The 20406-nt window shown below is 61.6% G+C and carries 17 protein-coding genes; 9 read left to right on the forward strand and 8 right to left on the reverse strand.

Annotated elements, in window-relative coordinates; all coding sequences use genetic code 11:
• Positions 1–19: 19 nt before the first annotated feature.
• Complete coding sequence (ssuD, locus tag DBP26_RS24020; RefSeq protein WP_108240023.1) at positions 20–1156, reverse strand: FMNH2-dependent alkanesulfonate monooxygenase; 1137 nt, start codon at positions 1154–1156, stop codon at positions 20–22.
• 202 nt (positions 1157–1358) lie between these two features.
• Here ssuD and DBP26_RS24025 point away from each other — a divergent pair, with 202 nt between their 5' ends.
• Entirely contained in the window at positions 1359–2273 is a 915-nt protein-coding gene (locus DBP26_RS24025; RefSeq protein ID WP_108240022.1) for a LysR substrate-binding domain-containing protein, read from the forward strand.
• 72 nt (positions 2274–2345) lie between these two features.
• On the opposite strand, the gene DBP26_RS24030 is transcribed toward DBP26_RS24025, so the two are convergent.
• Positions 2346–3635, reverse strand: a complete 1290-nt coding sequence (locus DBP26_RS24030; protein WP_108240021.1) for an MFS transporter — start codon at positions 3633–3635, stop codon at positions 2346–2348.
• Positions 3636–3928: 293 nt separating this feature from the next.
• Here DBP26_RS24030 and DBP26_RS24035 point away from each other — a divergent pair, with 293 nt between their 5' ends.
• Positions 3929–8125 carry a DUF6543 domain-containing protein gene (locus DBP26_RS24035; protein WP_146749680.1) on the forward strand — a complete coding sequence of 1399 codons (4197 nt, stop codon included), beginning with the start codon at positions 3929–3931 and terminating at the stop codon, positions 8123–8125.
• A gap of 291 nt (positions 8126–8416) precedes the next feature.
• Positions 8417–9811 carry a Si-specific NAD(P)(+) transhydrogenase gene (gene sthA, locus DBP26_RS24040; protein ID WP_108240019.1) on the forward strand — a complete coding sequence of 465 codons (1395 nt, stop codon included), beginning with the start codon at positions 8417–8419 and terminating at the stop codon, positions 9809–9811.
• Positions 9812–9853: 42 nt separating this feature from the next.
• Here sthA and DBP26_RS24045 read toward each other — a convergent pair whose 3' ends face one another.
• Complete coding sequence (locus DBP26_RS24045) at positions 9854–10576, reverse strand: glycerophosphodiester phosphodiesterase (RefSeq protein ID WP_108240018.1); 723 nt, start codon at positions 10574–10576, stop codon at positions 9854–9856.
• A gap of 36 nt (positions 10577–10612) precedes the next feature.
• Positions 10613–11200 carry a PilZ domain-containing protein gene (locus DBP26_RS24050; protein ID WP_108240017.1) on the reverse strand — a complete coding sequence of 196 codons (588 nt, stop codon included), beginning with the start codon at positions 11198–11200 and terminating at the stop codon, positions 10613–10615.
• Positions 11201–11325: 125 nt separating this feature from the next.
• On the opposite strand from DBP26_RS24050, the gene DBP26_RS24055 reads away from it, so the two are divergent.
• The 3 genes from DBP26_RS24055 to DBP26_RS24065 all read left to right on the forward strand — a co-directional run bounded on the left by DBP26_RS24055 (position 11326) and on the right by DBP26_RS24065 (position 14576).
• Positions 11326–12576, forward strand: a complete 1251-nt coding sequence (locus tag DBP26_RS24055) for a lipoprotein-releasing ABC transporter permease subunit (protein WP_108240016.1) — start codon at positions 11326–11328, stop codon at positions 12574–12576.
• A 7-nt stretch (positions 12577–12583) separates the two neighbouring features.
• The gene (gene lolD / locus DBP26_RS24060) at positions 12584–13267 is read left to right on the forward strand and encodes a lipoprotein-releasing ABC transporter ATP-binding protein LolD (RefSeq protein WP_177411128.1); all 684 of its coding nucleotides are present in this window, start codon (positions 12584–12586) and stop codon (positions 13265–13267) included.
• Positions 13268–13331: 64 nt separating this feature from the next.
• Positions 13332–14576 carry a lipoprotein-releasing ABC transporter permease subunit gene (locus DBP26_RS24065; protein ID WP_108240014.1) on the forward strand — a complete coding sequence of 415 codons (1245 nt, stop codon included), beginning with the start codon at positions 13332–13334 and terminating at the stop codon, positions 14574–14576.
• A 114-nt stretch (positions 14577–14690) separates the two neighbouring features.
• Here the strand turns inward: DBP26_RS24065 and DBP26_RS24070 are convergent, their stop codons facing one another.
• Together DBP26_RS24070 and DBP26_RS24075 are read right to left on the reverse strand one after the other, a co-directional pair.
• Positions 14691–16046, reverse strand: coding sequence for a heavy metal sensor histidine kinase (locus DBP26_RS24070; protein WP_108240013.1), 1356 nt, complete (start codon positions 16044–16046; stop codon positions 14691–14693).
• Positions 16046–16726, reverse strand: coding sequence for a heavy metal response regulator transcription factor (locus tag DBP26_RS24075; RefSeq protein ID WP_108240012.1), 681 nt, complete (start codon positions 16724–16726; stop codon positions 16046–16048). Before DBP26_RS24075 ends, DBP26_RS24070 begins: the two co-directional genes overlap by 1 nt.
• A 151-nt stretch (positions 16727–16877) precedes the next feature.
• Between DBP26_RS24075 and DBP26_RS24080 the strand changes: the two genes are divergently transcribed.
• Together DBP26_RS24080 and queF are read left to right on the forward strand one after the other, a co-directional pair.
• Positions 16878–17384 (forward strand): cupredoxin family protein, encoded by a 507-nt coding sequence (locus DBP26_RS24080; protein WP_108240011.1) that lies wholly within the window; start codon positions 16878–16880, stop codon positions 17382–17384.
• 80 nt (positions 17385–17464) lie between these two features.
• Positions 17465–18295 (forward strand): NADPH-dependent 7-cyano-7-deazaguanine reductase QueF, encoded by an 831-nt coding sequence (gene queF / locus DBP26_RS24085; RefSeq protein ID WP_108240010.1) that lies wholly within the window; start codon positions 17465–17467, stop codon positions 18293–18295.
• Positions 18296–18446: 151 nt separating this feature from the next.
• On the opposite strand, the gene DBP26_RS24090 is transcribed toward queF, so the two are convergent.
• Both DBP26_RS24090 and DBP26_RS24095 read right to left on the reverse strand, forming a co-directional pair.
• Positions 18447–18710, reverse strand: coding sequence for a DUF4404 family protein (locus DBP26_RS24090; RefSeq protein WP_108240009.1), 264 nt, complete (start codon positions 18708–18710; stop codon positions 18447–18449).
• A 108-nt stretch (positions 18711–18818) separates the two neighbouring features.
• Complete coding sequence (locus DBP26_RS24095; RefSeq protein WP_108240008.1) at positions 18819–19454, reverse strand: phosphatase; 636 nt, start codon at positions 19452–19454, stop codon at positions 18819–18821.
• Between the two features lie 202 nt (positions 19455–19656).
• Between DBP26_RS24095 and DBP26_RS24100 the strand changes: the two genes are divergently transcribed.
• Positions 19657–20358 (forward strand): VacJ family lipoprotein, encoded by a 702-nt coding sequence (locus DBP26_RS24100; RefSeq protein ID WP_108240007.1) that lies wholly within the window; start codon positions 19657–19659, stop codon positions 20356–20358.
• Positions 20359–20406 lie beyond the last annotated feature (48 nt).

The following is a 20406-nucleotide window of genomic DNA, read 5'->3' on the forward strand; positions in this document are numbered from 1 at the left end:
ACAGAGTGTTCATGGCGCGCTATTTTTGCGGCGGCAAATCGTTGGCGATCATTTCGCCGAACGGCCCGGTGAGGTTGGTGATGCCGCGACCGGCCAGGCTGCGGTAGGGCTCAGGCAGCAGAGGGAACACCAGCTCCGCGAAGCGGTAGGCTTCTTCCAGGTGCGGATACCCGGAAAAAATGAAGCTCTCGATGCCCAGGTCGGCGTATTCCTTGATCCGCGCCGCGACCTCTTCAGGGTTGCCGACCAACGCGGTGCCCGCGCCGCCCCGTACCAAGCCTACGCCGGCCCACAGGTTGGGCGCGATTTCCAGATTGTCACGACGGCCATCATGCAGCGCAGCCATCCGGCGCTGGCCTTCGGAGTCGAAGCGAGCGAAAGATTTCTGGGCGGCAGCGATGGTTTCGTCGCTGATGTGCTCGATCAGGGTGTTGGCGGCTTTCCATGCTTCTTCGCTGGTCTGGCGGACGATCACATGCAGACGGATGCCGAATTTCACGGTGCGGCCATTGCGGGCGGCGCGCTCACGAATGTCGGCGAGTTTCTCCGCCACCGCTGCCGGGGGTTCGCCCCATGTCAGGTAAACATCGACCTGCTCGGCCGCCAGTTCGTGAGCCGCCTGCGAAGAGCCGCCGAAATACAGCGGCGGATAGGGCTTCTGAATCGGCGGATACAGCGCCTTGGCATTCTGGACCTTCAGGTGCTTGCCTTCGAAATCCACCGCTTCGCCTTGCAGCACCCGGCGCCAGATTTTCAGAAATTCGTCGGTGACCTCGTAGCGCTCGCTGTGGTCGAGGAAGCTGCCGTCGCCCCGGTTTTCGTCGGGGTCGCCGCCGGTCACGACGTTGATCAGCAGGCGACCACCGGAGAGCCGATCCAGGGTCGCGGCCATGCGTGCGGAGACCGTGGGAGAGATGATGCCGGGACGGATCGCCACCAGATAGCGCAGCCGCTCGGTAAGCGGCACCAGCGCCGAAGCGATGACCCAGGAGTCTTCGCAGGAGCGACCGGTCGGGATCAATACGCCGTGGTACCCCAGATCATCGGCCGCCTGCGCCACTTGCTTCAGATAGTTGAGCGTAACCGGGCGCGCGCCCTGGGTGGTGCCCAGGTAATGGCCATCGCCGTGAGTCGGGAGAAACCAGAAAACATCCATGACAAGTCCTTCGAGCTGAATCAGTGGCTTTTGGAAGAAGTGGACTATTTATAGAGGTTGTGAGTTATTCCGTAAAAGAACTGAATTCCATATTTTTATAGCATTCGGAGATATGCCGGTACGTTTTGAAATGGGTGTCTGGCTCGGAATGGTATTCTCCGTCGCACGCACCCCACCCATGACGCACGTTGAAAGAAGCCGCATGACCTCAAAAAAAGAAGTGGCACCCCTGCCCGAAGACCTGCGGGTATTCCTGACCGTCATCCGCAAAGCCGGCTTTGCAGCGGCGGCCGATGAGCTGGGCTTGTCTCCAGCCTATGTCAGCAAACGTATTCAGATCCTCGAAGCGACCCTGGCGACGCGGTTGTTGCATCGCACCAGCCGCAAGGTGGCACTGACCGAAGATGGCGAAAGGGTTCAGCGTTGGGCGATACGCATCCTCGAGGATTTCCAGCGCCTGCATGACGAACTTTCCGATGCCCATGCCGCTCCCCGTGGTCGGTTGCACTTGTGCACTTCATTTGGTTTCGGCCGTCATCACGTTGCCCCGGCCATTTCGAAACTGGCGCAGGCCTACCCGGAGCTTGAAGTGCGCCTGGACGTGTTCGACCGAGTGGTCAATATCGTCGATGAGGGCTTCGACCTGGAGATCCGCGTCGGCGATGACATTCCCGGCCAACACATCGGCCGCCAGCTGGTGAGCAACCGCCGGGTGCTGTGCGCGGCGCCGGAGTACCTCGCACGGCGCGGCACGCCACAGCGCTTGAGCGACCTGGAGCACCATGACTGCCTGGTGATCAAGGAGCGGGACAATGCTTTCGGCATCTGGCAAGTGGAACGGGAGGGTGTGGCTGAGAGTGTCCGGGTGTGCGGCCCGCTGTCTTCGAACAGTGGCGAGATCGTTCTGCAATGGGCCCTCGATGGGAGAGGGGTGCTGCAACGGTCGCTGTGGGACGTCAAACCGTTTCTGGAGCAAGGCCGGTTGGTGCAGGTGCTGCCCGAGTACACCGAAAGCGCCAATGTCTGGGCCGTCTACCCGACGCGGCTGGCCAGTTCAGGCAAGCTGCGGGCATGCGTTGAGTTTCTCCAGGCCCACTTTCAAGGGTTGTCCTTGTAGCGCGACGCGCAGGCGGCGCAAAAGAAAACGCCCCGTTTCCGGGGCGTCGTGGCCAGTGTCGTGGGCAGGCGATCAGGCTGTCGCCGCGCCCCGCACCTGATTCTGCCCTTTGCGGAACAGCACCAGCGTGGCAATCAGGCCCAACACGGCAGCGCCGCTCAGCCAGATGCCAGGGGCCGCCTTGTTGTTCAGCTCGTGGATCAGGTAGGTGCACGCCGCGGGCGTGAAGCCGCCGAAGGTTGCGGTCGCCAGGCTGTAGGCCAGCGAGAAACCCGTGGTGCGCACTTCCGCTGGCATGATTTCGGTCAGGGACACCACCATGGCACCGTTGTAGGAGCCGTACAGGAAGGACAGCCACAACTCGACCATCAACAGGTTGCCGAAGCTGGGGTTGGCGGTCAGCCAGGACAGGGCCGGGTAGGCGGTGACAATGGCGAGGATGGTGGCAGCGAGCAGCAGCGGCTTGCGGCCGATCTTGTCGGATACGGCGCCCATCACCGGCAGCCAGATGAAGTTGGAAATCCCCACGCAGACGGTCACCAACAGGCTGTCCAGGTCAGACAGGTGCAGTTCGGTCTTGCCGAAGGTCGGGGTATAGGCCGTGATCAGGTAGAAGGACACGGTGGTCATGACCACCAGGGCCATCCCCGCCACGACCAGGCCGAAGTTGGCGCCGATGGATTTCACCACTTCGCTCAAGGTCGGGCGGTGGTGGCGTGCGCGGGCTTCGAACTCAGGCGTTTCTTCCAGCGAGCGACGGATGATGAAGATCGCCGGAACGATCATGCAGCCCACCAGGAAGGGTACACGCCAGCCCCACTGGGTCATGTCTTCGGGGGTGAGCCAGTGGTTCAAGGCAACCCCCAGCAACCCGGCGAACACCACGGCGGCCTGTTGGCTGGCGGACTGCCAGCTAACGAAGAAGCCTTTGCGGCCCGGGGTCGAAATCTCGGCGAGGTACACCGACACACCACCCAGCTCCACGCCGGCGGAAAAACCCTGGAGCAGGCGGCCGATCAGCACCAAGAGCGGCGCCGCCACACCCAATGTGGCGTAGCCCGGCACGAAGGCAATCAACAGGGTGCCCATGGCCATCAATGCCAGGGTGATGATCAGGCCCTTCTTGCGGCCGTGATGGTCGATGTAGGCGCCGAGAAAGATGGCCCCCAGGGGGCGCATCAGGAAGCCTGCGCCGAAGGTCGCCAATGACAGCATCAAGGATGCGAATTCACTGTCGGCTGGGAAAAATGCTTTGGCAATGGCAGTGGCGTAAAAGCCGTAGACCATAAAGTCGAACATTTCAAGGAAGTTGCCGCTGACAACGCGAAATATCGCCTTGCCTTTGCCTGTATTCGAGGCCATTTGAAATTACTCACTTTGCTGTCTAGCTGGGGGGATCCGTTGTATTTATGCGTCCTCTCCTGCGCCGTCCGAGCTTGGCCTCTCACGGCGCAGATTTGTAACGATATGTGTAAAACTGGCGGATGGCAATCAGAAGACATTCGTCATACACCTCGGTTCGCCCCATGCCTTACCGCTGATCGCACTACATAGTTATGTCACACCCAGTGGGCTTATCCCGTTAACTCGCCTGACCTTTAGAGCTGGACGCCCTGTACGTCCAGTGTTCAGTGATTTGCGCGAGACCTTTCACCATGCCAACCCGCCTTGACCTCATCGATACCTTTTCCCGACGCCCTCGATTGTCTTCCGTGGCCACGACCGCGTTAAAAACCGAACTCGACGTCCGCTTCCCCGCATCGCACCTCGACCCTGACAGCACAAGGGTCGTGGGCCCACCTCCGGACACGGGTGAGACGCTGGTTTCAGCCCTCCATTGGCGTTTCGCGACCGGCAAGACGCTACGCTGGCGAAGCGGGGTGCAGACGCTGGTGACAGAGGGTTCTAACAGACGGGCGCCCATCGACAACGTCGATGTCGAGCAACTGGCCGAACTGATCGACAGCGTCGCGCTGGAGCTTCCTCGCACGTTCGCGCAGGCAGTGATCGCCTTTTGGGACCGGGCCGAGCCCGGATCGCAGAGCCCGGCCCTGCAGTTGGCGGAGCGGCTCGAACAGCAGGCCCGTGTCGAAAGCGGCTCGATCGAGGGCGTTCAGGGCATGGATGACCCGCGTCGCGCGTTCAACGTGCTTGACGCCCAAGTGCGGGCCATTCTGCAGGTCTGCGCACAGGGGCTCGCCGATTTCGATGACATCGAGCGCTACCTGGCCAATGTCACTGATATCAGCCCTCTGCTTACCGACTTCCACCGCAAGCGGCTGGCGCCTCATGTTTCGCGTCTGGACCAGCTCCCGACCTGGCTGAGCAGTGCTTCTGCGCGTGACCGGCTGGACTTCAGCGAGCGGCTGACGGCCTTGGCCGTGACCACCGCGCGAGCAGGGGGGCGGTCATGGGATGACGATCTGCCGCCGATTCAGGATTACGCGCGCAAGGCCATGCAGGATGAGCTGAGAAAGGATCATCCCGAAGCCAGCCATCTGACCCTCGATGACGTCACCGTGCACATCGCGAAGGTGGTCGCCGCTGCAGTGCCCTCCGCCGGGCAAATCATTGCGACGGGCAGCATCGAACCGGTACGTATGAGCGTTGCCGCTTTTGCACTCGGCAATTTGGCCAGCTTGCCCCCCGGCACCCTCACCTTGACGCTCGCCGACGGTGGACCGCTGCCCGCATGGCTGACCCCCGATTATCTGAAAGATCTGGTTTCGAGAGTGAACATCGGCGAGGTCTACCCCGCGCGAGTGCGTCACTACCTGATCAGCGACAGGGTGCAGGCCGCTAGGCGAAAGCGACTGTTCGCCGAGCAGCTGAAGGTGCAGTTACCGCTCAAGGCGCTGGAACAGAAACTTCGTCAACAGGGCCAACTCACCGAAAGCGGGTATCGGACGGTCTGTTCGTTGCTGGACGAGGTGCCCAACCGCGATGTGGTCTTACGCCCGCTGGGCTTTCTGAGTACGCCCGATGCCCGCCCTGATGAAGTCTGCAACATGTTCGTCATCGGCTCATCCCGCACCGATACGGGCCCCTTCATTCTTTACCGTCCGTTCGCCCGGTTGCCGCTGTCGGAATACGCGACCTGGACGGCGCTGCGAGACGCCGTCGTTTCGCAGCAGGACCTGCAAGACGAGGTACTGGCGTGGATGACGGAGCACGGGCGCGGACGCTACGCCAATGGCGGCTTCGAGGCACCGCACATCGTCCGCTTCGGCCTGGGATCGGACTTCGCGCCCCTGCAAACGCCTGCGCCGGCGCAGTTGAGCGCCGTGGCAATCACCGGTGACGTGATGCAGGTGTTATTCGACACCAATGCCAACGCCCTGGTGACACTGGCTGACCGGCAATCGGTATCAAACGCGGAAAGTCGCTGGTCGATGATCCAGCGCGGCGGTTGGCTGACGCTGGAGTTGGTCCTGCCGTTTCTCAACGGCGGCGTGGCCATGGCCGTCTGGCTGGTGCAATTGATGAGCGCCGCGGACCGTGTGCTGGCTTTCGATCGTCGCAAGGCCGATTCCGGGCGCATCGACGCCTGGAATGCGCTGTTGCTAACGCTGGCGACGGTGTTGCTGCATGGGCGAGGTCGCCCAAGCGAGATGTCGGCGGTCCAGGCGACCGAATCGGTGGGTGAGGCCCCGACGGCCGATGCCGTCGGGGCTGAAGCCTTGGGCGCCCAGGAGGCACTGGATTTTTCCTGGTCCGCGCTAGGTCGGCGGCTGACGGCCGATCAGGCTGAGGCGCTGCAGCGTCTGAAGCTTGTGCCGGAGCCGGAACTGGGTCTGCCGTCCACCGAGCCGGGCAGGGAAGGACTGTATCGGCATGGGCAGCAGTGGCAGGTGAAGCTCGACAGCGGCGTATACCGCGTGGCGTTCGTCAACGGTGAAGTCCGAGTGGTCGCGCCTCAGGGTGAAGACTTGACCGGCCCGTTGTTGCGTCGGGATGGTCAGCACTGGGTCATCGATCTCTCCCTGAAGCTGCGCGGGGGAGGGCCCAAGCGTAATGCGCGCCTGATGGCCCAGGAAAATGCCGCCACACTCCGGGACGTCACCGAGCGGGATGCGCTGCTGGTTCAGCGCAAGCTCGCGTTATACGACAAATTCGTCGGTTGGGCCGAAACCTGTCGCCGAACCGATCGGCAACTGCCGCCCGCACTGTATGACCTGATCGAAACCGACCTTAACGCGCTCATCGCCGTCTTCGAAGAGCGTGATCAGTTGCAGCGAACCCTACGTGTTGCCGACCGCCTGGGGGACAAGACCATGGCGGCCGATCTCCAAGGCGTGGTGCGACGCATCGCGTTTCTGGAAAGTGTGTTGGCGCAGAAAACCTCCAAACTGGCGCGCGGCCTGCTGGAGGATTTGCGCGCCGGGTCCGACGGCATGGTCGCCGCGAACAATGTCGATGCCTACCTGAAGCTGTTCGAAGACATGGCCGCGTTGCAAGACCGCGGCGTGCACTGGTCGGAGGTCAGAGACCGTCTTTGGCAGCGGTTGAGGCAAATCCCGAAGGTGGGCGAGGCGTACTGGCGCGATGAAGTGCTGGAGCTGCAGCAGAATGGCTTGATGAGCCCTCTGGAATGGCGGATCGACCGCATGTGGTCGTTGCTGGAGCTGAGCTTTACCCCGGAAGACATTCTGTCCGGTCTAGGCGACCAGAGGCTCAAGGCTCTGCGTACCGACGAAGCCTTGCATGAAGCCGTCAGTTCTCAGGCCGAGCTGGAGAGGCCTAATGACTACACCCCTGCCGCACAGATCGACGTCCTCGAAAGCTCCCTCCGCGAGTACGAGCGTTGCGCGTTGATCATGAACCATGCGAAGGACAACGCGTTCGAGACGCTGGATACGGTGCACTACCAGCGGTTTTTCGACGCGTTCAACGAGGTGGTCGCCCGCGCTGAGCACCGCCTGTCCAGCCTGGTCAGAGACAGTGCGGAGCCGCCGGAAAAGCCCGTCGTGTATGTGCCGGCCATCAAGCAGCCTCGTAAGCGGGTGATCAAGACCCGAGGGCATCGTACGTTGGTGGGTCGGGTGAGAGAAGGCGAGTCGGAGCTGCCCGGTGCAGTGGTGGACATCATCAAGGGCACCGACGAAACGGTCGTCAGCACCTATCACCTGCATGACAACGGGGAGTGGGTCGAAGCACAACAGGCGCAGCCTTCCGATCGCCCGGTAGCAGCAGTGCCCGACGTCGCGCTAAGTGAGCTGCACGACCAGGCCCGCGTGGCCCTCGGGCGAGTCGAGGCGAATATCGCCAGCGCACGGCGTCTGGCAAGACGCCCTTATGAGCCGGCCGACATTCAGGACATGCTCGCCACCCATGCCGACAGCCTGAGCACCTTGGCTGACCGACTCGTGGCGAAGCGGGAGGCAAACACCGCCCACACACCGGCCGATGCCTTTCGACAGACTGTGGAAGCGTTACGTTCGAGTGCCGCGCGGTTACGGGACGAGGGGCGGGCGCTGCGCATCGCCATGATCAAGGCGCAACCGCCGACGGCGGCGCGGTTGAGCTACCTGGCCCACGAAAACGAGATCGATATCGCTCGGTACGACGGACGAAAGAATATGTCGGGCAGCAAGCGCAATGATTTTCTTCAGGAGTACGTGATACGCGACAAGCAGCAACGCGAGTTGTGGTGGGCACACTTTCACTACGCAAGCGAGGATGCCGCTGCCGCTGCGTTCCTGACCGCGCATTTGAAACTGCCGGCGCAGCGTTTCGTCGGGTACAAGGCGCAGGTGAGGGCCGCGAAGACCGACAGCGAGGTGGTGAGCATTTACCGCAGCCGCATAGGCATGGACGTTGCCCAGCGCCTGTTTCTGCCGCTGGCACGATGATGGAAACCCATCAAGACCTCGACCGGACGCCTGCAAACGCACAAAATTGCAGCTTTTATTGGGATTCCGGGTGCCAGGGGCATTATCATCCGCAGCAATCCGGCACCCGACCGGCTATCCGAGCGTCATGGGCCACCGCCTCATTCGTCCGTGACACGACCAAGGGTTAATGTTCGCCGCTGCGCAGGGCGATTAGACTGCGCCGCGAGTTTCGTTCTTCACGCCGTTCGTGGCGGTGTGAGTTAGCCGGAGACGCCAGCGTGGCGTCTCGGCCTGTTCTGAGGAGTACGCATGGCTGTCTACAACTACGACGTAGTGGTGCTGGGTTCCGGTCCGGCGGGAGAAGGCGCGGCGATGAACGCTGCCAAGGCTGGGCGCAAGGTGGCGATGGTCGACAGCCGCCGCCAGGTCGGTGGCAACTGCACCCACTTGGGCACGATTCCGTCCAAGGCGCTGCGTCACTCGGTCAAGCAGATCATCCAGTTCAACACCAACCCGATGTTCCGGGCCATCGGTGAGCCACGCTGGTTTTCCTTTCCCGACGTGCTGAAAAGTGCCGAGAAGGTCATCAACAAACAGGTCGCCTCACGCACCGGGTACTACGCGCGCAATCGCGTCGATGTATTTTTCGGCACCGGCAGCTTCGCCGACGAGCGCACCATCGATGTGGTCTGCAACACCGGCGTGGTGGAAAAGCTGGTGGCCAATCAGATCATCATTGCCACCGGCTCACGCCCCTATCGCCCGGCTGACATCGATTTCAACCATAAGCGTATCTATGACAGCGACACCATCCTCAGTCTCAATCACACGCCACGCAAGCTGATCATCTACGGGGCGGGCGTCATCGGCTGCGAATATGCCTCGATTTTCAGTGGCCTGGGGGTCGATATCGAACTGATCGACAACCGTGACCAGTTGCTGAGCTTCCTGGATGCGGAAATCTCGCAAGGCTTGAGCTATCACTTCAGCAACAACAATGTGATGGTCCGTCACAACGAGGAGTACGAGCGGGTGGAGGGGCTGGACAACGGGGTGATCCTGCACCTCAAATCCGGTAAGAAGGTCAAGGCCGATGCCTTGCTCTGGTGCAACGGTCGGACAGGCAATACCGACAAGCTGGGGCTGGAAAACGTCGGCATCAAGGCCAACGGCCGTGGCCAGATCGAGGTCGACGAGGAATACCGGACCAGCCAGCCGACCATTTACGGCGCAGGCGATGTGATCGGCTGGCCGAGCCTGGCCAGTGCTGCTTACGACCAAGGCCGTTCGGCATCGGGCAAGGCGGTGGACAACGGCACGTGGCGCTTCGTCAACGACGTGCCGACCGGCATCTACACCATCCCGGAGATCAGCTCGATCGGCCAGAACGAACATGACCTGACCCAGGCCAAGATTCCCTACGAGGTAGGCAAGGCATTCTTCAAAAGCATGGCCCGCGCACAGATTTCCAACGAGCCGGTCGGCATGCTGAAGATTCTGTTCCATCGCGAAACCTTGCAGATCCTCGGTGTGCATTGCTTCGGCGACCAGGCTTCGGAGATCGTCCACATCGGGCAGGCGATCATGAACCAGCCGGGCGAGTTGAATACCATCAAGTATTTCGTCAACACCACCTTCAACTACCCGACCATGGCCGAGGCCTATCGGGTGGCGGCATACGATGGCCTCAACCGGCTTTTTTGAGCGGCTCCGGCCGGTGGCCTGAGCCGGCCGGGGTGACCGATTTCAGTAATTCCCGAGGGTGGCGCTGGCCAAACCGGGAAAGTCTGTAATCAGGCTGTCGACGCCGAAGTCGGCGAGCCTGCGCATCAGTGCAGGCTCGTTGACGGTCCAGACCGACACATGCAGCCCCTGATTCTGGGCTTTTTTCAGGCGCTCGGGCGTGCACAGCGTCCAGTTCAACGCCAGGATCTCACAGCCATAGTTCTGCGCGACCTTCAGCGGGTCGAGCCAGGCGTATTCCGCCACCAGGCCCCGGGAAAGGTCCGGCGTCAATTCCAGCGCGGCGCTCAACACTTCCCGCGAGCTGGACGTAATGGTGACCTTGTCCAGCAAGCCGTGGCGCTCGGCCATCTCCCGAATGGCCAACACCGTCGTCGCCGAACGGGTGCGAGACGCGCTTTTCACCTCCAGTTGCCAGTGATCGAAATCGCACTTCTCGAACAACTCTTCCAGGCGCGGGATCGGGCACGGCTGGCCCCAGCCCGGCCCACCCTTGCGCGCGTCGTAGGTCACTAAGTCGGCCGCCGTGTGCTCAACCACTTTGCCACGACGGTCGGTGGTGCGTTTGAGGGTCGGGTCGTGAATGACCATCAACTCGCCGTCGCGAGACAGATGCAGATCCAGTTCACAGCGCTTGACGCCATGTTTGAGGCACTCCTGAAAGCTGGTCAGGGTGTTTTCCGGTGCTTCGCCTTTGGCGCCGCGGTGGCCGTAAATAAGGGTCACATCTTCTCCTTGGTTGAACGTGCGTGAAGCAGTGAGTCAATGAGGGGCAGGATTGCCTTGCTCGCGGGCCTGGCGGCGCTGCGCGGCCTGGCGCTGCAGAATGTGGCGGGCCAGCAACTGGCGCTGCGCTTCGGTGAGGTCGACCCATTCGGTGCCGATTTCGAAATCGCCGATGGTGTGAGACTGACATTGGGTGACCCGGGCGCGCAGCATCATGCCCGATGCCTGGGGCATGAGCACCATTTTCACCGAGAGCAGCGTGCCGGCGGGAAACGGCTGGTGCGACTCGAATTGCAACCCGCCCTCGGACATGATGACTTTCTGCGGGGCGCCCAACTTGCCCAGCACGGTCTGCGCGACCACCTGCCCGAGCAGATCGATGCGTTTGCTCATGGCGCGCAGGAAACTGTTGGTGGTTCGATCACGGTCGTCGAGCTGACGCAGCAGGTGTTGGGATTCGAACTCGGCGACGTGCAGTTCGCTCAGCAGGTCGAAGAGGGTGGAGGTGTCGTCATGAGCGTATTCGTCCCCGGACCCCGGCCCCGGAATCCGTTGAATTTCCAGTGCGACGCTGTCCTCGATACGGTAGTATTCGCGGCGTTCTTCTTCATCTAGTGTCGGCATGGCGAACCCATGGTAGCAGCGGTTGTCAGAGTGTTGCGTTCGATTGCGCCTCAATGAATCGAGTGTAAAGCCGCAGGCCCAGGCCCGCCACAAGGACGTTCCCATTCCTCCGAACAAGCCCTTACATGTTCAGACCTCTTTTTGTATTCATCGGCACGCGCTATACCCGTGCAAAACGCCGTAACCATTTTGTCTCCTTCATTTCCCTGACATCGATGATCGGTCTCGCCCTGGGCGTAGTGGTGATGATAGTCGTGTTATCGGTCATGAATGGCTTCGATCACGAAATGCGCACCCGGGTGCTGGGCATGGTGCCCCACGCGACCATCGAGTCCGGTGAACCCATCACTGACTGGCCTGCTCTTGCTGCGCGCGTCAGCCAGAACCCGCAAGTCGAGGCGGTCGCTCCGTTCACCCAGATGCAAGGGCTGCTCACCTATAACGGGAACGTGCAGAAGGTGTTGCTCAATGCCATCGACCCGGCCCAGGAACGCAAGGTGTCGATCATCGACGACTTCATGAAGCAGGGGCGTCTCGACGACCTGGTCGCCGGCGGTTTCGGCGTGGTCATCGGTGACAAGGCCGCCAACAAGCTGGGCGTGAAGATCGGCGACAAGGTCACCTTCGTTTCCCCCGAGGTCAGCGTCACACCGGCCGGCATGTTTCCGCGCATGAAGCGCTTCACCGTGGTCGGCATCTTCCACGTCGGGGCAGGGGAGCTGGACGGCTACCTGGGGGTGACCAACCTGCAGGACCTGGCGCGTCTGCATCGCTGGAAGCCCGATCAGGTGCAGGGGCTGCGCCTGAAGTTCACCGACCTGTTCAAAGCGCCGCGCACGGCGTACGAAATCGCTCAGACCCTGGGCGAGCACCAGTACTATTCCCGCGATTGGACCCGTACTCACGGCAATCTGTACCAGGCCATCGGCATGGAGAAATCCATCATCGGCCTGCTGCTGTTGCTGATCGTGGCGGTGGCAGCCTTCAACATCATTTCCACGCTGGTGATGGTGGTCAATGACAAGCGCGGCGACATCGCCATCCTGCGCACCCTAGGCGCGACGCCGGGTCAGATCATGCGCATCTTCATGGTCCAGGGCACCGTGATCGGCGTCGTCGGCACGGCGATCGGGGCGGGCATCGGCATGCTCGCCGCGCTCAACGTCAGCGCCGCGATCGCTGGGGTGGAGCGTCTGATCGGCCACAAGTTTCTCAACGCAGATGTCTATTTCATCGACTACCTGCCGTCGCAATTGATGAGTGAAGACGTGCTGCTGGTGTGCGGCGCGGCCCTGGTCCTGAGTTTCCTCGCCACCCTGTATCCTGCCTGGCGTGCCGCGCGCACCCAGCCGGCGGAGGCGCTACGTTATGAGTGAGTCGCGCATGAGTGATAAAGCTGTATTGAGCTGCCGCAATCTGGGCAAATCCTACGAGGAAGGGCCGGAATCGGTGGTGGTGCTGTCGGGCCTGCAGCTGGAACTGCACCCCGGCGAGCGGGTGGCCATCGTCGGCAGTTCGGGGTCGGGGAAAAGCACGTTGCTCAACCTGCTCGGCGGCCTGGACACGCCGACCCAGGGCAGTGTCTGGCTGGCGGGTGAGGAACTCTCGGCACTGAACGAAAAGGCCCGTGGCCTGTTGCGCAATCGTGCCCTGGGGTTCGTCTATCAATTTCACCACCTTCTGCCCGAATTCACGGCGCTGGAGAACGTCTGCATGCCCCTGCTGATCGGCAAGACGCCGATCCCCGAAGCGCGTCAGCGTGCAACGGCACTGCTGGAGCGGGTCGGCCTCAAGCACCGCCTGGCGCACAAACCTGCGGAGCTGTCGGGCGGCGAGCGTCAGCGCGTGGCGATTGCCCGGGCCTTGGTCAATCAGCCGGGCTTGGTCATGCTCGACGAGCCCACCGGTAACCTCGATTCCCACACCGCTCAGGGCATCCAGGATCTTATGCTCGAGCTCAGCACGTCGTCGCGCACCGCGTTTCTGGTGGTGACCCACGACCTGTCGCTGGCCCGCCAGATGGACCGTGTCTGGCGTCTGGAAGAAGGCCGCCTCATCGAGGCGTGATGCATTGAACCCGACGCCGCTTGCTGGCGTCGGGGTGTTCCTATTCAGCTACGGTGCTCCACGAATGTTCAGACCGTTATCCCTCTTCATCGGCACGCGCTACACCCGGGCCAAGCGTCGCAACCACTTCATCTCGTTCATTTCCATGACCTCGATGATCGGCCTGGCGCTGGGTGTCCTGGCGATGATCGTCGTGTTGTCGGTGATGAACGGCTTCCAGAAGGAAATGAGTTCCCGCGTGCTCGGCATGGTGCCCCACGCGGTGATCGACGGCGTCCAGCCGCTCGACGACTGGAAACCCGCTGCTGACGCCGCCTTGAAGAATCCGCAGGTCACGGCAGCGGTGCCGTTCACGCAAATGGACGGCATGCTGTCTTACAAGGGCTCGATGCAGCCGATCGAAATCAACGGCATCGATCCTGCGCTCGAATCCCAGGTGTCCATCGTCACGCAGCATGTGGTGCAAGGCCGGCTGCAGGACCTGAAACCCGGCGAATTCGGGGTGGTCATCGGAGAAATCACCGCGCGCCGGTTTCGCTTGAACGTGGGCGACAAGCTGACCCTGATCGTGCCGGAAATCAGCAACGAACCAGGCGGCATCACGCCCCGACTGCAGCGCCTGACGGTGGTAGGTGTGTTCAAGGTCGGCGCCGAACTGGATGGCTCGATGGCTCTGGTCAACGTGGCGGATGCGGCCGCCATCCAGCGCTGGCAGCCGAATCAGGTGCAGGGCGTGCGCCTGGCCCTGACGGACCTGTATGCCGCCCCGCAAGTGTCGACCGCCATCGCCGCTGGGTTGGGTTCGAATTACAAAGCCGATGACTGGACCCACACCCAGGGCAGCCTGTTCAGCGCCATGAAAATGGAAAAGACGATGATTGGCCTGCTCTTGCTGATGATCGTCGCGGTGGCGGCATTCAACATCATCGCGACGTTGATCATGGTGGTGAACGACAAGGGAGCGGACATTGCGATCCTGCGCACCATCGGCGCCACCCCTCGGCAGATCATGACCATCTTCATGGTCCAGGGCTCGGTGATCGGGGTCATCGGCACCTTCATCGGCGGCGTATTGGGCGTGATCGCCGCAATCAACGTCAGTCAACTGGTCGGCTGGGTCGAGCGGGTGACGGGGCAGCACATCTTCACTTCCGACGTGTATTTCATCAGCAACCTGCCATCGCAACTGGAAGGGAGCGATGTGGTGATGATCTGCGCTGCGGGCCTGATCCTCAGTTTCCTGGCAACGATCTACCCAGCGTACCGCGCCTCGCAGATCGAACCGGCCCAGGCGTTGCGGTATGAGTGATCGGTAGGGTCAGCCTCGTAGGAGCGCGCTTGCCCGCGACAGCGGTGTATCGGTGCCCCGTGTGGTGACTGACCCACCGTCATCGCGGGCAAGCGCGCTCCTACAAGTGTGGGGTTAATTTGGCAGTTCGATCGTGAACCGTGTTACCCCATCCTGCGATTCACAGCGGATGCTCCCGCCATGTGCCTTGATGATCGACTGGGTAATCGCCAACCCCAACCCCACGTGCTCGCTGCCTTCATGACGTGAGGGGTCTGCCCGGTAGAACCGGTCGAACAGCTTCGGCAGCACGTGGGCTGGAATCGTCTGGCCGGTGTTTTCGACTGCTATGAGTACGCTGTGAGCGGTCGTTTCCAGCGCGACAGCCACCCGGCCCTGTGCCGGGGTGAAGCGCAAGGCGTTGTCCAGCAGGTTCGACAGGGCGCGGCGTAGCATGTGCCGGTCGCCCTGAAATACGGCGTGCCCCTGGCGGCTCATCGTCACTTGGGCTTCTTCGGCCAAGGGCAGAAAGAACTCCTGCAAGGCGTTAACCTCTTCCTCGAGGTTCAGGCTTTCCCGGCGAAGTGTCAGCAGTCCCTGTTCGGCTTTTGCCAGGTACAGCATGGCGTTGACCATTTGCGCCATCCCCTGCAATTCCTCCAGGTTGCCCAGCAACGCCTCGCGGTATTCATCCAGGGCGCGAGGGCGGGTGAGGGTGACTTGAGTGTGCGTCAGCAGATTCGATAGTGGAGTGCGCAGTTCATGCGCGATGTCCGCTGAAAAGGCCGACAGCCGCTGAAAGCCTTCGTCGAGCCGCGCCAGCATGGCGTTGAACGCCAACCCCAGCTCCGCCAGCTCGGCAGGCAGCGCGTGAGAGGGCAGGCGGGTTGTCAGCGAGCTGGCCGACACACTGGCCGCGATGTCGGTCATTTCACGCAACGGGCGCAGACCGCGGCGTGCCGCCCAGGCGCCAAGCAATGCGGTGGCCAACGCTGATAAACCCACGGTCAGCCAGATCAGGTGCTGCATGCGCTGCAGAAAATGTTGGTGATGGGTGATGTCCAACAGAAGGGTCAGCCGAGGCGAATCTGCTTGCTCAGGTCGCAGGGCGACGACGTAGGAGCGGTAGGAAATTCCTTTGTCGGTGAGGGTGTGCAAGCCGGTGTGGTTGCTCATCTGTGGCGTCGTGGAGGGAGCGCTGGCGAACCATAGCTCCCCGTCCGGGCCCTGCACCTGCAACGCGAGATCCGGGGAGTGCGCCAGTTCGGCCTGTAACGCCTGCCGATGCTCGCTGAGCTGTTCTGCGCGGGTGACATCCTTCAACGCGTCGCGCAACGCCGGCAGTTTGCTGTCCAGCAGTTGCTGGTCCAGCTCCATGAAATGCGCTTCGCTGGCTCGGTTGAAGAGCACGCCCGCGGTCAGCGAGACCACGGCGGTACAGGCGGCGAACAACAGCGCCAGACGCCTGCTCAGAGAAATCCGTTCGAACATCAAAGGCCCCGTTCTTCGAGGACGTAGCCCATGCCGCGTACGGTATGAATCAGCTTGTTCGGGTAGTCATCGTCGACTTTCAGGCGCAGCCGGCGGATGGCGACTTCGATCACATTGGTGTCGCTGTCGAAATTCATGTCCCACACCTGAGAGGCGATCAGCGATTTGGGCAGCACCTCGCCCTGGCGGCGGAGCATCATTTCCAGCAGCGCGAATTCCTTGGCGGTGAGGTCGATGCGTTGGCCGTTGCGTTCCACGCGCCGCCGCAGCAAATCCAGTCGCAGGTCGGCCAACTGCAGATGCGTTTCCTGACTGGCGTTGCTGCCTCGCCGTAACAGGCTGCGGACCCGGGCGAGAAGCTCGGAAAAGGCAAAAGGCTTGACCAGATAATCGTCCGCGCCCAGCTCCAGGCCGCGCACGCGGTCTTCCACCGCATCTCGAGCGGTCAGAAACAGTACCGGTGTTTCGAGGCCAGCTCGACGCACCGCTTGCAGGATCTCCCAGCCATCGCGGCCGGGCAGCATGACGTCCAGAATCAGCAAGGCATAGTCGCCGGTCAGCGCGAGATGCTGGCCGCAGGTGCCATCAGCGGCCAGTTCGGTATTGAACCCTGCCTCCGTCAGGCCCTGACGCAGGTAGTGGCCGGTTTTCGCTTGATCTTCGACGATCAGTAATTTCATGTGGGCTTCGCAGCTCGTGGGCAGTGGCGCTTTATAGCGCGGACAGGGCGGGCAGGGGTCAAGCTTACAAAGTTGTAATGTTACGGTCAGCTTAATGCCAGTGGGCTAGGCATAATGTGAAGCGATCGATGACTGTTGACGGGAGTAATGCATGTTCGCTCGTTTTTTCGCGGCCTTTGCCTTGTTGAGTGCCAGCCTGACGTCTCAGGCGTCGCCGGGTGAGCCTTTCGATTTTGGCCATCCCGCCAGCGCCGACCAGGCGACGCGCACGATCGAATTGACTTTGGGCGACATGTATTTCGAGCCCAAGTCCTTGACGGTCAAGGCGGGCGAAACCGTGCATTTCGTACTGATCAACAAGGGCCAGTTGCTGCACGAGTTCAATTTGGGCAACGCAGCCATGCACGCGGCCCACCAACAGGAAATGCTGAAAATGGTCGCCAGCGGCATGTTGACCGCCACCGGCATGAAGCACGATATGGCTGGCATGGATCATGGCACCATGAAGCATGATGACCCCAACAGTGTCCTGGTGGAGCCGGGCCAGCGCGCCGAGCTCACTTGGGCGTTCACCAAGGCCACTGATCTGGAATTCGCCTGCAACATCCCGGGGCATTACCAGGCAGGAATGGTGGGCAAGATATCGATGGACGAGTAAACGCTGAAAGTGGGGGACAAAACCTATAAACTTGCGGGTCAGGATTTTCCTCCGTCTTTTATACGTTTTCAGGTCCCGCCATGCATCCCGCAGCCGAACATTCGCCGCTGGGCAAGTCCAGTGAATACATCGCTACCTATACGCCTTCCCTGTTGTTCCCGATTCCCCGCACGGCCAAGTGGGCGGAACTGGGGCTGACCGCCGAAACGCTGCCGTATCAAGGGGTGGACTTCTGGAATTGCTACGAGCTGTCCTGGCTGCTGCCGTCGGGCAAACCGGTGGTCGCGATCGGCGAGTTCAGCATTCCGGCTGACTCGCCGAACATCATCGAGTCCAAATCCTTCAAGCTGTACCTCAACTCGTTGAACCAGACGCCGTTCGCCTCACAGGCCGAGCTGGTTTCGACCTTGGAGAAAGACCTTTCGGCGGCGGCGGGCAAGCCGGTCGGCGTGCGCATTCGTTCGCTCAAGGACATCGAAGCCGAAGGTATCGTCGCGGTCCCGGGCGTCTGTGTCGATGATCTGGACGTAACGATCCATCGTTACGATCACCCGCAGCCGGAACTGCTGCGCTGTGATGAGTCGCGGACAGTGGAAGAGGTGTTGCACAGCCATCTGCTCAAATCCAATTGCCCGGTCACCAGCCAGCCGGACTGGTGCAGCGTCGCGGTGGAGTATCGCGGGGCGGCGCTGGATCATGCGAGCTTCCTCGCCTACATCGTCAGTTTCCGTCAGCATTCAGACTTTCACGAGCAGTGCGTCGAGCGGATCTTCATGGACCTGCAACGCCTGCTGAAACCGGAAAAGTTGACGGTGTATGCGCGCTACGTGCGCCGCGGCGGGCTGGACATCAACCCGTATCGCAGCACGGAACGGCTGACCTTGAAGAATGGACGGCTGGCGCGGCAATGACCGGCTTCCTTTTGCGGGATCCGGGATGACGCCTGCCCGGATGGGGTGATACACACCTTGCGTTCCAAGGCGTTGTATCGCTCCCCGCCAACGCAACGCCTTACGCATCCTGCCTGATTCGCGGCCTTCGTTGAAGGGCAAGCGATGGAACTCAGATCCCGATATTTCCCAACGTCTGCACGATGTTGCGCAGCGTACCGGCAATGGTCGGGTGCTCGACTTCGAACCGCTCGATGGCCAGGTTAACGCCATCGGCCAGGTTGTTGTCCGGGGTTGCGGTTTCGACGGCGATTTCGGCCTGAATCTGTGCCATCAGCTCATGCAGATGCACACGTTCTTCTTCCGTCAGCGGAGGGTTCTGTTCCAGTTGCGCGCGCAGGGTGTCCAGCTGTTCTTGCAGTTCGCGGGCGGGCATAAGGTGCTCCCTATATGAGTAGTCTCAGCATGGACCGCGTACGCGTGGCAAAGGTCCATGGGTCCTAAGACTAATCCACTCCCGGCCACTCTGCATGGCCTTGATCGCTCAAGGCTTTTCGGCTTTCAGGCGACGCAGGGCAATGTCTGCAAGACACGATTCGAGTTCACCCAGGTGATCGATGACCGAATGTGCACCCGCCGCGTACAGTTCAAGGGTGGCCCGACCCCGTAGACGCTCGCGTTGCAAGCTACCGAGCGCCTCCCATTGAGTGGGGGAAAGCCCGCACAGCGGGCCGCAGGACGCCAGGCCGACCGTCCACAAGCCCGCGTTCAGCCCGGCCATCAACAGGCGCGGGTCACCGCTGACCAGCACGCACCCCTCAATCTGGCCCACACCGAGTGTCATCAAGGCTTGCCAGCACGCGTCGGGCGCCGGCCAGTGGTTGCTTGGGCCGAGGGTGGGGCGAATGAGGTGTTCAAGCGGTGCAGCCAATTGCGCGGCAATGTCGGCCGGGTATTCATCGAGCCATGCGCGGGGAATATTCTGCTGTTCGAGCCGTTTCAGCGCGGCAATGGCGCCGGGGGTCGGTGACGCGAATGCGCGGGCGTCCTGAGAAAGGAACGTTTGGCCATCCGCGCTGCGCAACGTGCGGGTCTGGGCGCCGAAGTCGACCAGGCAACCGCTCAGGCCAAAGAGCACGGCGGTAAACGGCGGGGTGGGGACAGCGGCGGCGGCAAGCATGGATTTCCCTCTCAAATGCCCAAGACGCTAAGGGATTTGCGTGACAATGCGATGACGTACAGGTGACAGCGCGGGCCATGTTTAACGATGTATTGAATTCCTTCAGATTTCGGCGACGTAAATCGTTACAGAACGCTTTATACTCTCGCCTTTGGTTTGGGGCGTAGCGCCCGCTTCATCACTTTGACTGGGAGTCCTTGCTATGCCCGTGACCGGTGCTGGCTTTATCAATCGTCTGGCTCGAACGTGTTTCTGGGCTGGGCTGGCCCTGCTGCCTGTGGCGGCTCAGGCCGCTGAGGAAGATCCGTGGGAAGGCGTCAACCGTGCCATCTTCCGTTTCAACGATACCCTGGACACCTATGCGCTCAAACCCATCGCCCAGGGCTATGAGTTCATCACGCCGCAGTTCCTGGAAGACGGCATCCACAACATGTTCAAGAACATCGGGGAAGTCACCAACTTCGCCAACGATGTGCTGCAGGCCAAGCCAGAGGCGGCCGGTGTCGATACCGCGCGCCTGATCATCAACACCACGTTTGGCCTGCTCGGCTTCTTCGACGTCGGGACCAAGATGGGGTTGCAGCGCAACGACGAAGACTTCGGTCAGACCCTCGGCCACTGGGGCGTGGGCAGCGGCCCGTTCGTGATGCTGCCGTTTTTCGGTCCGAGCACGGTGCGCGACGCGTTCGCCAAGTACCCCGACACTTACACCACGCCTTATCGCTACATCGACCACGTGCCGACTCGTAACACGGCGTTTGGCGTGAGCGTCGTCGACACCCGCGCCAGCCTGTTGTCGGCCGAGAAGCTCATCAACGGTGACAAATACATCTTCATTCGCAACGCCTACCTGCAGAACCGCGAGTTCAAGGTCAAGGATGGCAAGGTCGTCGACGACTTCTGACCGGCCCGTTGGAGTTCGGTGAGGCCATAAAAAAGGCGACTTTCGAGT

It is taken from the genome of Pseudomonas sp. RIT409, from assembly GCF_003052515.2.
Classification (GTDB): domain Bacteria; phylum Pseudomonadota; class Gammaproteobacteria; order Pseudomonadales; family Pseudomonadaceae; genus Aquipseudomonas.